This is a genomic window from Nonomuraea sp. 3-1Str, from assembly GCF_031570565.1.
Lineage (GTDB): Bacteria > Actinomycetota > Actinomycetes > Streptosporangiales > Streptosporangiaceae > Nonomuraea.
The window spans coordinates 1-13390 of the sequence record NZ_JALHBK010000017.1 but is presented as its reverse complement, the minus strand read 5'-3'; the positions used below and the strand labels follow the sequence as shown (position 1 = coordinate 13390).

9 protein-coding genes and 1 pseudogene are annotated in these 13390 nt (G+C 72.1%); 3 read left to right on the top strand and 7 right to left on the bottom strand.

The annotated features are described in order from the left end of the window. The first annotated feature begins 39 nt into the window (after positions 1-39). Positions 40-1179, top strand: a complete 1140-nt coding sequence (locus tag MTP10_RS25310) for a DUF1266 domain-containing protein (protein ID WP_310712144.1) — start codon at positions 40-42, stop codon at positions 1177-1179. An 81-nt stretch (positions 1180-1260) separates the two neighbouring features. Next, positions 1261-2130 (top strand): hypothetical protein, encoded by an 870-nt coding sequence (locus MTP10_RS25305; RefSeq protein ID WP_310712143.1) that lies wholly within the window; start codon positions 1261-1263, stop codon positions 2128-2130. Here the strand turns inward: MTP10_RS25305 and rarD are convergent. Beyond that, positions 2018-2986 (bottom strand): EamA family transporter RarD, encoded by a 969-nt coding sequence (gene rarD, locus MTP10_RS25300; RefSeq protein ID WP_310712142.1) that lies wholly within the window; start codon positions 2984-2986, stop codon positions 2018-2020. The genes MTP10_RS25305 and rarD overlap by 113 nt on opposite strands. 153 nt (positions 2987-3139) lie before the next feature. Here rarD and MTP10_RS25295 point away from each other — a divergent pair, with 153 nt between their 5' ends. Beyond that, positions 3140-5488 carry a polysaccharide lyase 8 family protein gene (locus MTP10_RS25295; protein ID WP_310712140.1) on the top strand — a complete coding sequence of 783 codons (2349 nt, stop codon included), beginning with the start codon at positions 3140-3142 and terminating at the stop codon, positions 5486-5488. 30 nt (positions 5489-5518) lie between these two features. Here the strand turns inward: MTP10_RS25295 and MTP10_RS25290 are convergent, their stop codons facing one another. From MTP10_RS25290 to MTP10_RS25265, 6 genes and pseudogenes are all read right to left on the bottom strand, one after another. Continuing rightward, on the bottom strand, positions 5519-7441 hold the full coding sequence (locus MTP10_RS25290; RefSeq protein WP_310712139.1) for a hypothetical protein: 1923 nt from the start codon (positions 7439-7441) through the stop codon (positions 5519-5521). Next, on the bottom strand, positions 7438-8556 hold the full coding sequence (locus MTP10_RS25285; protein WP_310712138.1) for a VWA domain-containing protein: 1119 nt from the start codon (positions 8554-8556) through the stop codon (positions 7438-7440). The genes MTP10_RS25290 and MTP10_RS25285 overlap by 4 nt, the downstream gene beginning before the upstream one ends. Further along, positions 8553-10775: a DUF5682 family protein gene (locus MTP10_RS25280; protein ID WP_310712137.1), complete on the bottom strand. Its 2223-nt coding sequence runs from the start codon at positions 10773-10775 to the stop codon at positions 8553-8555. Before MTP10_RS25280 ends, MTP10_RS25285 begins: the two co-directional genes overlap by 4 nt. Positions 10776-10798: 23 nt before the next feature. Further along, positions 10799-11875: an AAA family ATPase gene (locus MTP10_RS25275; RefSeq protein ID WP_310712136.1), complete on the bottom strand. Its 1077-nt coding sequence runs from the start codon at positions 11873-11875 to the stop codon at positions 10799-10801. Then, positions 11872-13254 (bottom strand): DUF4132 domain-containing protein, encoded by a 1383-nt coding sequence (locus MTP10_RS25270; protein WP_310712135.1) that lies wholly within the window; start codon positions 13252-13254, stop codon positions 11872-11874. The genes MTP10_RS25275 and MTP10_RS25270 overlap by 4 nt, the downstream gene beginning before the upstream one ends. A gap of 7 nt (positions 13255-13261) precedes the next feature. Further along, positions 13262-13390, bottom strand: a pseudogene (locus MTP10_RS25265) (gamma-glutamyl-phosphate reductase); the annotation flags it as partial.

The following is a 13390-nucleotide window of genomic DNA, read 5'->3' as shown; positions in this document are numbered from 1 at the left end:
GCCCCCACCGACATCGAACGCGGTTTGTACGAAGCCAAGATGCGGGGCGACTGGGCTGCGTACTTCGACGTCCTCGCCACCGCGAACCTCTATCACCCGATGTCGCGCGCCAGGGCCGATGCCCAACCCGGCTGGGTCGGCTACACCCCCACGTTCTGGGGCCCGCGGCCCGGCGTCAAGGCCCTTGCCTTCCTCACCGACGGGATGCTCCCGGCACCCGCGCCCGACCCGGTCTTCTTCCAAGACGACCTGGGCGAACTGGCCCGGAACTGGCCCCAGGACGACGAGTGGCTGGCCGTCAACCCCGGCAGCCCGTGCGAAGCGTTCTTCCCCGCGACCGCCGCCCATCGGCTGACGTGGCGCCGGCACGCCGACCGGATGCCCCACCCTCGCCGAAACGAGCTGCGCACGCTATGGACCGGAGGCCCGCTGCACGGCCCGGTCGCTCACGGCCTCGCCTGCGGGGCTCTTCTCTGCGTGAGCAACGCCTCACTCTGGAACGCGATGGGCTGGCACGGCACCGGCTACGTCCGGGAGAGGAAACGCCTCAAGGAGTGGTGGGACATCACCAGCCGCGAGGAGTGGCTGCCGGTCCAGGAGGACCTTCTCAACGGCCGGATGAGCAGCCCGTTCTGGGGGCTGGTCCTGCGGGTACGCAGTGTTCTCGCCCGCGACTTCGGTGGCATGGTCGAGGTGGATCACTGGCGCCAGGCGACCACGCGGGTCATACGGAACAGCGCCGCGGAGAAGGACACCGCCTCCGACGGGGTCACCATGAGCGACTCCGAGACGGAGACCCAGGTCGCCGGAGCGCAACGGCTCATCGGGCGGATCATCCGATACGAGGCGCGATTTCGTGCAGACGGCCTCCTCGCCGAGGGCAGATTCGTCCACACGGTGGAGGCATGGGACTACGGACGGGCTTCCAAGATGGCCCGGTGGGGACTCGGCGCCCGCTACTGCGACCTGGCGGAGGCCGAACGGGCCGTTCTCCGCGCCGGAAGGCTCAGCCGGATCAACTACCGATCATGGGAAGACTTCTCGGCCGCCTACGTTCTGGGCCGTTGCCTCCATTTCGACGAGGAGGAGTTCGGCGACTGGTACGGGCAGATGCTCAACGCACACAGAATCCTGACGAGCGACCCGAACAGCCCTTGGCTCAACATCCCCTTCAGATGATCGAGCCCGAAATCGGCGATCGGCGACAGACAAGATCGACTATGCTGGTTCGTCCCCCCGCCTGTGCCCCCGGGAGTCCTGGTGAAGAGGCCCCACCCGAAGTCGCCGTTCGCCGTCGACCCCGTCCTGATCATCGGCACGGGCCTGTCCGTGCTGCTCGGCGTGATCTTCTACGTCCGCGAGGACACCGCGCAGGCGCTCGGCACCGTCGCCGGGCTCATCGGCGGCGTCATCACCCTGCAGATCCAGTCGCTGATCCAGGACAGGCGCCGGGTCGAGCACGAGACCAGAGTCGGCCAGATGGTCTCCACGATCGACAGGATTCCGTGGATGACCGACCTCATGGAGCCGATGCTGCGAGCGGCCAAGCACGTCGAGCGCGACTACAAGGGGACGCCCGCCGAGGACGCCTGCCGTGCCGCCTTCGAGGAGTGCCTGCGCACCCTCGCCGACCTCGAACGCGGCCACTTCCGCACGCCGTACGGCGACAACGAGGTCTTCCTGCGCCTCATCGCGCAGGCACGCGAGCACATCTGCGTCACCAGCGTCCCCGCCGTGGACCTCACGTGGTGGCGCCAGCCGGTCGGCAGGCAGTACTGGCGCGCCCAGCTGGACGCGCTGGCGCGCGGTGTGAAGATCCGACGGGTGTTCATCTACCACGAGTGGACGGACGACCTCGACGCGCTGGCCCGCGAGCAGCTGGCGGCCGGGGTCCAGGTGCGCCGCGTTCAGGTGGACCGCCTGCCCCCGCCGATGCGCGTCATCACCGGGCTGTGGGACGGCGCGTGCGGGCACGAGCTCAGCTACACGGCGGCGGGCGAGGCGGTGCACGACACGTTCACGGTCTCGCCTCCGGATCTGGAACGCCTGATGCGCCAGTTCGAGATGATCGAGCGGAGCGCGGTCGAGCTGGACGACGAGCCACGTCCGACTGCCGATCCCGTCGCCTGAGGCCGCCGGCGGTCAGCACCGCCAGAGCGGCCCAGAGCAGCCCGAACGCCGCCCACCGGCTGCCCGGCATCGACTCCTTGAAGACCAGCAGCCCGACCAGGAACTGCACGATGGGCTCGATGTACTGCAGCATGCCGGTCAGGCTGAGCGGGATCTTCGTGGCGGCGGCGCTGAACAGCAGCATCGGCGCCATCATGACGAAGCCGGCGCCGATGCCGAGCAGGGTGTTGACCGCCGACACGTGCCCGAACGTGGCCTGGCCGGTCGCCTGCAGCCACACCGTGTACACCAGGGCGAGCGGGAACACCACGGCCGTCTCCACCATCAGCCCCTCGACGGCCCCGGCGCCCACCCGCTTCTTGATCATGCCGTAGCCGCCGAAGGTGACCGCCAGGCCGACCGCGATCCACGGCGGGCCGCCGTACCCGATCGTGAGGACGAGCACGGCGGCCGCACCCAGCCCGATGGCCGTCCACTGGCGGACGCTCAGCCGCTCGCCGAAGACCGCCACCCCCAGCGTGACGCTGGCCAGCGGCGTGATGAAGTAGCCGAGCGAGGCGTCGACGACGTGCCCGTTCATCGTGGCCCAGATGAACAGGGCCCAGTTGATCGAGGTCAGCGCGCTGGCCAGGGCGAGCAGGAGCAGGTCGCGCGGGCGGCGCAGGAGCGCGGCCACCTGACGGCGGCGGCCCGTCGCGAGCACCAGCAGGGCGATCGCCACCGGCGACCACAGCACGCGCAGGGCCAGGACCTCAAGTGAGCCGGTGGGCTCCACCAGCGGCCAGTAGAGGGCGGACAGACCCCACAGGACGTAGGCCGCCACACCCAGCAGGACACCACAGCGGGCAACGGACATCTGATCAACCTACGCGGTCCCGCAGCCGGATCGTGAACCTCATCGAGAGGGCTCGGGGGCGGAGGACATCCTCGCCGAAGCCGAAATGGACACCCCTCCTGTCGACATATGATCCTTTCAAGTGATATCTGCACGATCGTCGGAAAGGCCGCCATGCCCCACCCCCTCAGCCGGCGGTCCGCCCTGCTGGGCACCGCGGCCGTGGCCGGCCTCGCTCTGTGGGACAGACCGGCCGAGGCGGTCGGCACCACCGCATTCAGCACCACAGCATTCGGCACCGCCGCGTTCAACACCACCGCGGTCAACGCCGCCGCGTTCGACGCCGCGCGTGAGCGGTGGGTGAGCCTGCTGGCCGGCGGATCGTACGACTCGACCTACACCGACAAGACCCAGGCGATCGAAGGCTCGGCCAACGCGGTGCTGCGCAAGCTGCAGCCCGTCCCCGGTCGCCCGAGCCTGTGGCCCGACCTGCCGCTCGACGACCCCCGGACGGGCAACTTCAACCGCTCCTACAACCGCATGCGCACACTGGCGCTGGGCTGGGCCACGCCGGGCACCGCCATGCACGGGGACAGGCAGGTCGCCGAGACCGCGGTCAGCGCGCTGGACTTCCTGTACGAGCACGCCTACCACGAGGGGCTCGACCGGCGGGGCAGCAACTGGTACTGGTGGGAGATCGGCGTCCCCCGCTCGCTGACCGAAGCCTGCGCCCTGCTGTACGACGGCCTGCCCAAGGACCGCCTGGAGCGCTGGCTGCGCCCCTTACGCCGCTGGTGCCCCGACCCGGAGCGCCGCGTCAGCCACCCCGGCGTCGTCGAGACCGGCGCCAACCGGGCGGGCAAGGCCATGGCGGTGGCGATGCGCGGATTGCTCACCCACGACGCGCGCCTCATCACGCGGGCCGGGGACGCGGTCTCCGACCTGTTGCGGCCGACCGCGGGACCAGGCGACGGCTTCTACCGTGACGGGTCGTTCATCCAGCACGCCGTGTACCCCTACACCGGCAGCTACGGCGTGGACTACCTGGAGAGCGTGGCCAAGCTCATCGCCATGCTCGCGAGGTCACCGTGGGAGATCACCGGAATCGGGAACGTCTACGACATCGTGGACCGCTCGTTCGCGCCGTTCATCTTCGACGGGCTGATGATGGACTGCGTACGCGGCCGGCAGATCTCGGTGCAGGGCCACCGCGACTACCACTCGGGGCAGAAGGCGGTCGAGGCCGTCCTCACCCTGCTGGAGGCGGCGCCGGAGCGCTATGCCCGGCGCTGGCGACCACTGGTGAAGGGCTGGCTCACCCGCAACCAGGCCTTCCCCTACGACACGCTCGCGCCGCTGGCGAGCGTCGCACGGGCCAAGGCCCTGCTGGAGGACCCGTCGGTGCCGGTCGGCCCGCGTACGACGGGCACGTACGTCTTCGCCGACATGGACCGGGTCGTGCACCGCCGCCCCACCTGGGCCTACGCGATCGCGATGAGCTCGGAGCGCATCGGCGCGGCCGAGGCCATGAACCAGGAGAACCTGCACGGCTGGTACACCGGCGACGGCATGACCTACCTCTACACCGGCGACCTCACCCACTGGAACGACGACCTGTGGCCCACGATCGACCCGTACCGGCTGCCGGGCACGACGGTCGACACCCGCAGACGCGCCGCTCTCACGCACGGCAAGCGTCGCCTGCCGCCCACCCCGTGGGCGGGCGGCGTGGCGCTTGACGGCGAGTACGGCGTGGCGGCCATGAAGCTGATCGCCGACGGCTCCTCGCTGCGGGCCAAGAAGGCGTGGTTCCTCCTCGACGACGCGGTGATCGCCCTCGGCACCGGCATCTCGGCCTCCGACGGCCGCCGCATCGAGACCGTCGTGGAGAACCGCAACACCCACGACGGACATCCGCCGCTGACCCGGGGCGACGGCTGGGTCCACCTGTCGGGTACGGCCGGCTACGCGCTGCTCGACGGCGTCGAGGCGAAGGTGGTCCGCGAGAAGCGCACCGGCCGCTGGCGGGACATCGACCAGGGCGCCACCACCGGAGGCGACAAGACCCCCGTCACCAGGCACTACACGACGATCCTCGTCGACCACGGCGTCGATCCGCACAAGGCGCGCTACGCCTATGCCGTACTGCCCGACGCCTCCATCGCGCAGACCGCGGCTTACCGCGGGCGGGTCGAGATCCTGGCCAACTCCGGAGCGGTGCAGGCCGTCTCCCGCGACGACGTGCTCGCCGCCGTCTTCTGGCGCGCGGGGACCGTCGAGACAGCGGACGGACCGCTCGCCGCCGACGGCCCCTGCACGCTGCTGATCCGCCGCGACCACAAGCGGGTACGGCTCGCGGTCTCCGACCCGTCGAGGACCGCCGACGAGGTGAAGATCACGCTGCCCTGGCCGGTGAGATCGGTCAAGGAAGGCGACCGCGGCGTCCGCAAGGCCAGGAAGGCGGTCAAGGTGAAGGTCGGCGGCAGCCGCGGCCACGCCCGCACCGCGGTGGTCCGCGTCTGACCCTCCGGGCAAGGACGCACCGGGTACAGGTCAGGTCATGTCCACAGCCACCTCCAGGCGCAGGTAAGCGTCGATCCAGGCCTGCTCGACCGCCTCGTCGGAGTCGTGGGTGCGCGTCGCCGCGAAGGCCGTGACGGCCTGGGCGATGCGGTGCAGCCCGAGCACGGTCAACCGCTGCGCCGCGGCGGCGAGCCGGTCGTCGTAGGTCGGCGGCAGGTGGGACAAGCCGTGATGGGCCACTTCGGCGAGCAGTCCCCGGGTGTCGATCAGGGCCGCGGTCAGCGGTTCGTGCCGGGCGTCCGCGGCGGCCATGAGCCTGCCGCCTGCGTCGGCAGGCTGCAGGTCGGGGACGACGATCCGGCCGCCGACCGCCAGACCGACCGGTTCGATGACGACACCGCCCCCGGTCCGCCCGACCACGCCGCTGACGAAACGCAGCTCGCCCTCCTCACCGGCGAGCACGGCGGCCAGCGAGTCGAGGCGTCCGGGAGCGGCGCCGGTGTGAACGGCCCGCACCGTGGCGGTGTTACCCGCCCGGTCGACGATGACAGCGTCGAGGCGCTGGTCTCCGGGGGCGTAGGCGACGGCCTCCACCCGCGCGACGGCGACGGCCCGGACCAGCTCCGCCTCCGCCCTCGGGCGGATGGGCCGGAGCGTGAGGCCGTCGAGTTCACGGCTGAGCGCGGCGAAGTCGGTCACCAGCAGAGACGGCGGCAGCTCATCCCAGTCGCCCCGTGACGGGCTGACCGTCGTCCTGGAGATCCGGCCGGTGGCCAGCCGCACCGTACGGCTGGCGCTGCGGACGGCGGACTCCGTGACCAGGTTGCCGGTGGCCAGCGCGGCCAGCGTGGAGCCGGCGATCCGCCGCCGGGCCGGCGCCACCCCGTCGTCGTCGCCGTCCCACTGACGGCGGAGGACCAGCACCATGCCACTGTCGCCGTGGGCCAGGTAGACCTCGGCGATCCGCTGGTCGCCCAGACCGCGGATCCGGCAGCCCAGGCTCTCCAGCCGGGCCCGGCGCAACGGGGTCTCGGCGGCCTCGGCGGTGCCGAGCACGCTGCTGCGCAGGGTGGCGTCCGGCCGCGTCACCGCCCGGTGCCGGGCGTGCAGCTCGGCGACGTGGCTCGCGAGCAGCTCGGGACGGTAGTGGGCGCTCCGGTCGTGATAGGCGGCCAGTTGCTCGGCGAGGTCGCCAACGGCCAGCAGCGGCCAGCGCGACCCGGCGGCGTCCAGCCGGCGCCGCACGTCGGCGATGGTGGCCTCAAGGCCCTGACCGAGATGCGCCGCGCCCTCACGCAGGACCGTGCCGGCCAGCCCCAGGGCCGGCTCCAGCCCGGAACCGGCACCGGCGCCGGCCTCGCCGCCGACGTCGACGCGCACCTCGGGGACTCCGGGGTGCAGCTCGTCGGCGGCCCGGAACGCCCACACCGCCAGGGCGACGACGTCGTCGCGGGTACCGGCGACGGCGTCGGTGTGGACGAATCCGAGGTCGCCGGGGACCAGGAAGCGCACGGTCGCGGCGGGCAGCTCGACCTGCGGCACCGGATCGGCGGAGGTGGCGCGGCGGACCCGCGCGGTGAATCCGGCTCGCTCCGTGCGGCGAGCGGCGGCCATCAGGCGGGCACCGATCCTGGCGGTGAGCTCGTCGTCGGTCACCTGCCCCGGTGACCAGGGCAGGGGCTCCGGGGCAGGCTCAGCGGGCAGCCGTTGGTAGGCGAGGACCACCCCGACGACGTGCCGGCAGACGCCGGTGGCGCCGCAGGTGCAGCGGGCCACGTCGAGGCCGCCGGGAGGCAGGGCCGCGGCCACGCCGTCGGGGAAGCTGCCGTGCACGGTGCCGTCAGCGTCGGTCCGGAGCTCCGGACCGGCCTCCTTGCCCGCACGTTTGACCAGGCCGCGGTTGGTGAGCGCGGCGAGGGAGTCCGCCGTGAGCCCGAGGAGATCCGTCCTCATCGGCCCACGTGCTCCGCCACGAAGGTCGCCAGCTCGCCGGGTGTCATCGCGCCCACATAGGCTCCGGCATCGGCCAGGCGCTGCGCCAGCTCCCGGTCGTAGGCGGGATTGGCCTGCTCGTCGAGGGCGGCCAGGCCCAGCACCTTGCTGCCCTGGGCCACCAGGTCGCGCACGACGCGCACCAGCCGGTGCGGATCACCGCCCTCGTAGAAGTCGGAGATCAGCACGACGATCGCCCGGCGCGGCCGGTCCACCAGGCCCGCCCCGTACGCCGCCGCGCGGGCGATGTCGGTGCCGCCGCCGAGCTGGACCTTCATCAGCAACTCCACCGGATCGTCCACGTCGGCGGTCAGGTCCACCACTTCGGTGTCGAAGGCCACCAGGTGGGTGCGTACACCGGGCAGCCCCCACAGGCACGCCGCGGTGACCGCGGAGTGGATCACCGAGTCGACCATCGACCCGGACTGGTCGACGAGCAGGATCACCTGCCACTGCTCCAGGTGGCGGCGGGTGCGGGAGAAGAAGAACGGGGTCTCGATCACCACCTTGCCGGTCTCGGGCTGGTAGCGGCCGAGGTTGGCGCGCAGGGTCTTGGCCATGTCGAAGTTGCGGGCCAGCCGCATCCCCCCGGACCGTCGCACCTTGGTGCCGGAGAACGCGCTCCGGACCTCGGTGGCGAGCTTCTCCATCAGCTGCCGTACGACCTGCTCCACGATCCGCCTGGCAAGCCGCAGCACCTGCGGGTTCATCAGGTGCTTGGTCCGCAGCACCGCCTTGAGCAGCGCGGGATTGGGTTCGATGCGCGCCAGCACGGCCGGGTCGGTCACCACGTCATGGATCTCGTAACGCTCGACCGCGTCACGTTGCAGTCGTTCGACGGTCTCCTTGGGGAACAGCCGGGCGATGTCGTCGAGCCAGTCGAAGGTCGTCAGCGTCGACGGGCCCGTCCCGCCTCGCCGTACGCCACGCCGGCGCAGGTCCTCGTCGCGGCCGTAGAGCCAGTCCAGCGCCGCGTCACGGGCGGCGGCCCGTGCGTCGAGTTGCCGCCCGCCGAGGCATGCGCCGCCGGGCTCGCCGAGCAGCAGGCGCCACCGTTCCAGGGTGGGGTCGGTCATGGGGTGATCAGTCCTTCCCGGCGCAGTGCCGCCTCGACCCGCTCGTCCAGTGCCATACCGGCGGCCACCAGCTCCGGCGCCGCGTCCAGCCGCATCAGGTCCCATCCGGACGCGCCGCCGGCGCGCCGCTCGACCAGGCGAGTGGCGATGAGGTGCCGTTCGCGGGGCGGGAAGAAGCCGAACGCCTGGCGCAGCGCGGGCAGGGCCACCAGGAAGTCGTCATCCGTCATCCCTCCGACCAGCTCGTCGAGCAGCTCCAGCAGGCCGGCGGTGTGCAGCACCTCCTCGCGGGCGAGCGCGAACAACCCGGCCAGCCAGTCCCCGGCCGACGCCGGGACGAACGCGCCGCGCACCGCCCGCGCGGGGTCCGCGGCAGCCGTACCACGCAGTGACCAGCCCAGCCCCAGCGACGCTCCGCGCAGGTCGGGTGGCGCCTCCCGGGCGGCGGCGAGCCGGTCGGCGACGCCCAGCGCCGCGTGCGTGTCCAGCCCGAGCGACGGGCCGGCGTGCCTGAGGGCGTCACGGACGGCGGTCATGGCGTTGATGCGCTGGAGGTCAGCCGGTGCGGGGCCGCCGCGCACGCCTTCGGCCAGCCACAGCGCCCGGCGCGTGGCGGCCTGGACGACCGCGCCCAAGGTGGTGCTGCCGCTGGTGCGGAACAGGTCGTCGTGGCGCCACATCGCCAGGGCGACGGTGAGGGTGCGGCCCAGCGATGCCAGATCGGCCGTCGCGCCGACAGCCCGCGCCAGGTCGTCCAGCACCTGTCCGGTCAGTTCGCCGATGCCGCACAGCGCCGTGTCGAACAGAACGTCGGCCAACTGGTCCAGGTCCGCGCCCGTGATCCGTTCGGCGAGGGCGGCAGCCGCCGCCTCCTGCGGGTCCACGCCGTACCCGCCGGCCTCGATCAGAGCGGGCAGCCGGTCGTCGGACTCGGTCAGCGTCCATCGCTCGACCAGCTCCGTGCCGCCTGCCGGGCGGGGTCCCGAGGTGCGCGCCACTCCGGGGATCCCCAGCACCCGCAGCCGGTGCAGCAGCCGGCTGCGCTCGCGGTCGGCTTCCCTGCCGAGGTCGAGCCGTTCCTCACCCGGGCCGCCCAGTACCCCGAGAACCGCGTGGACCAGCGGTGGCAACGGGGTCGAGTGATGCAGGCGGCCCACCCGGTCACCGCTGAGGGCCGCGATCATCTCGACGATCACCGGATGGTGGCCGGCCCGCAGCGGGCCACGGGTCGCCCAGGGCAGCGGGGTCTCGATCGCCTCGCTGACCAGCGCGCCGGCCAGGCCGTCCAGCACATCGACCCGGGCCGGATGCGGATGACCGCGCATCAGCGCGATCCCCTCCGCGGTGGCCCGGGCGGCGATCAGGTCCGCGGTCGACACCGGCTGGCGCCGGGCGCGCAGCCGGGCCGTCACCGCCTCGGTGAGCCCGCGCGCGGCGGCGGCGGGACCGGACTCCCACAGGTGCTGGTAGTAGCCCGGCGACGGCATACCCGACTGATAGCCGTCGAAGGCGTCCAGCCGCCGGAACGAGTACGGCACCAGGTAACTGCCGACGACCGCGTCCGCCGGCGGCCGCGGCACCTCCGGCCAGCCGCGATCACCCTGCTCGGCCAGCCGGACCAAGGCGGGGCGGTGGAAGCCGCCCGTGACCACGACCACCGGCCTGTCGCCCGCGTCGGCGACGGCGGCGCGGATCCACTGCGCCATGTACGCCTCGCGGGCCAGGTCGTCCGGCCCGGCCTGCGTGTCGCCGCGCACCAGGTCGAAGTAGGTGGCCAGCCGTTCGGCCAGCCCGTCGGCCGGCTCGATCTCGAACAGGTGGTCCCACAACGCGTCCGCGTTGTCCACGGCGAAGGTACGGCACAGCCGTCTGGTCACCTCGCTGTAGCGAGCCTCGGCGTCGGCGTAACGGTTGCGGACCTCGGCCAGCGCCGGATGCCAGGCGGGCAGGTCGATGAAACGCAGCTCGGAGCCGACCTCACGGCCCGCGGTCAGCGCCGCCCACTCCGGGGAGTAGCCGCACAGCGGCGTCCATGAGCCGTGCCGTCGTTCCGGGTCCCGGTAGCTGGTGTAGACCGCGATCGGCAGCTCATGGCCGAGCAGGAGCTCGTCCATCCTGTGGTTCATGTCCGCGGGGCCTTCGACCAGCACGTACGCGGGGCGTACGGAATGGATGGTGTCGGCGACCAGTCGGGCGCAGGCGGGGCTGTGGTGCCGCACGCCGAGGAATGTGACCGCCATCGTCAGCCCGGAAGCAGGTGGCGGGCCTCGTACAGGGCCTTCCACTGGTCGCCGTGCCGTTTCTGCTCCAGGTACCTGCGGAGTTTCGCCAGATCCTCCGGGTTGTCCTTGGCCGCCGTACCGGCCAGGCAGGAGACCAGGTCGGCGGGGGTGCCGGGCTCTCCGCGCAGGAACCAGCCGCGCAGTCCGACGGCATGCGCGACCGAGACGGCCTCGGCGGTGCTCATCACCCCGGACAGCCGGTCGGTGGCGTCACCGCGCGCGGTCTGCCCCTCGCGCAGCTCGCGGAAGGCGGTGACCAGGACCTCCAGCACGTCGCGCCGTGGCGGCGCGCCGACGCCTGACCGCTTCAGCAGAGCGGTGGCCTCCGCCTCCACCAGCAGCAGCTCGGTGTCGAAGTCGGCGATCGGGAAGACGGTCTCGAAGTTGAACCGGCGCTTGAGCGCGGCGCTCATCTCGTTGACGCCGCGGTCGCGGGTGTTGGCGGTGGCGATGACGGTGAACCCCTCCTGGGCGAACACCATCGCCTCCGGACCGGTCAGCTCCGGCACCGCGAGCACACGGTCCGACAGCGGCGACAGCAGGCAGTCCTGCACCTCCAGCGGGCACCGGGTGATCTCCTCGAAGCGCACCACCTTGCCCTCGGCCATGCCGCGCAGCAGCGGAGCGGCCACCAGCGACCGGGTGGACGGGCCCTCGGCGACCAGCAGCGCGTAGTTCCACGAATATTTGATCTGGTCCTCGGTGGTGGCCGCTCCGCCCTGGATGGTGAGCGTCGAGGTTCCGCTCACCGCCGCGGCGAGCAGCTCGGACAGCAGCGACTTCGCTGTGCCCGGCTCACCCACCAGCATCAGCCCGCGGTTGGTCGCGAGCGTCACCAGGGATCGGTCGATCAGTGAAGGATCACCCACGAACTTGCGGCTGATGCCCAGCTTCTCGTCCCCGAGGACGAAGCGCCGGGCGGCGCGCAGGCTCAACGCCCAGCCGGGCGGTCGGGCGTCGGTGTCGTTCTCCCGCAGCCGGGCCAGCTCGCCGGCGTAGCGGATCTCGGCCGGGGGCCGCTGGACGTGCTCGTTCATCGGGTGATCTCCCGCAGGTCCCGCAGGATCTCGGAGACGGTGATCGGGTCGAGGCCGTCGAGGCCGTCGAGGCCGACCCCCTCCAGGGTCTGCTCGTCGGCGAACTCGTGGTAGCCGATCGCGATGCCCGGCAGGAGACCGATCGTGATGGTCCTGCCGTCGGGCACGTCACGCTCGATCCAGCACTGGATGCCGGCGTCCTGTGGCGCGCCTCGCCGCCAGCCACGTCGTTCCAGGCCGATCACCTTGCCGGTGGGGATCTTGGCGGCGCTGATCTCGGACAGCAGCGTCTCGTCCGGCTGACAGGTCTCCCGGCCCAGTTGCGGGAACGGCTGCAGGATCTCGTAGTCGGCGAACATCTCGGCCCACGCGGCCAGCTGCTCCCCCAGCTCCAGCGGGTGCGCCACCCCGACGACGGCCTCGTCGGGCAACGTCAGCGTGTCGTCCTCGACGTCGGCGAAACTGCGGTCCTCGGCCACGCGCAGGGCGCCCGTGAGCAGGCCCGAGGGGTCGTAGAGGCCCCACACCAGCCGCCGTACGATGTGCCAGAGCAGCGGGTGGCCGACGAGCAGCCGCTTGAACTCCGCACCGCTCCAGCGGCGCCGGTTCACCATGGCCTGCTCCAGCCGGCGGATGTTGTCCGCGGCCACGGCGCGCACGTCCTTCTTCAGCCCGGCGAACCGCTGGTGGGCGGCGGGCGCGAGCTCCGGATCGTCGTTCGCCCCCGGCTTGGGAAGGTTCTTGAGCCGCTTTCCCGCGGGGTCGGTCACGTACGGCTTGAGCTGCTCGTCGAAGCCGACGACGAACTGCCTGCGGCCGTAGTCGAGGGTCAGGCTGCCGTCGGCGGACAGTCCGAAGGTCGGCACCAGCCGGTCGGCCAGCTCCTGCGACGTCAGGCCGAGCCCCGCGGCGACCTCGTCCATCTTCTGCCTGGCCCGGTTCTTGAGCCCGCTGAACTTGACCTTCTCGGCGATGCCGTGCAGGTGCATCAACGCGACCTCGGAGCCGATGCCGGCCAGCAGGTCCAGGCCCGCGACCGCCCGCGCGTGCCCGCCCTCGCCGGGCCAGGTCCTGATCAACGGCGTCAGCCGTCGGACGGTCTCGTCGTCGCCGAGCAGTGCCAGCGCGTCCATCATCCAGCTCTCCTTGGACGGGTAGCCGGCCGCCTGCCAGCGCTGGAACAGCGCCCAGCCGAAGTCCGCGAGGCTGCGGCTGTCGCAGGCCTCCTTGACCAGGGCGAGACCGGCGTACGGATCACCGGGCCGGGAGATCGCCAGCATCGTCATCACGTGGCGGGCCGCCTCGGCCGGCAGCGCACCCGCGTCGCCGCGCAGGTGGATCGGTGTCAGGACCGCGACGTCCGCCCACTCGGGCAGCACGGGCAGCTTGGCGGGCGGCCCCCTGGGACCGGGTGACGATCGCGTCGGTGTGCCCCGAGCCGTACTCCCGGATGTGGGCCACGGCGTCCTCCAGCGAGTCGACGACGGCCGCGGCGATGTCCAGCGAGAGGTACTC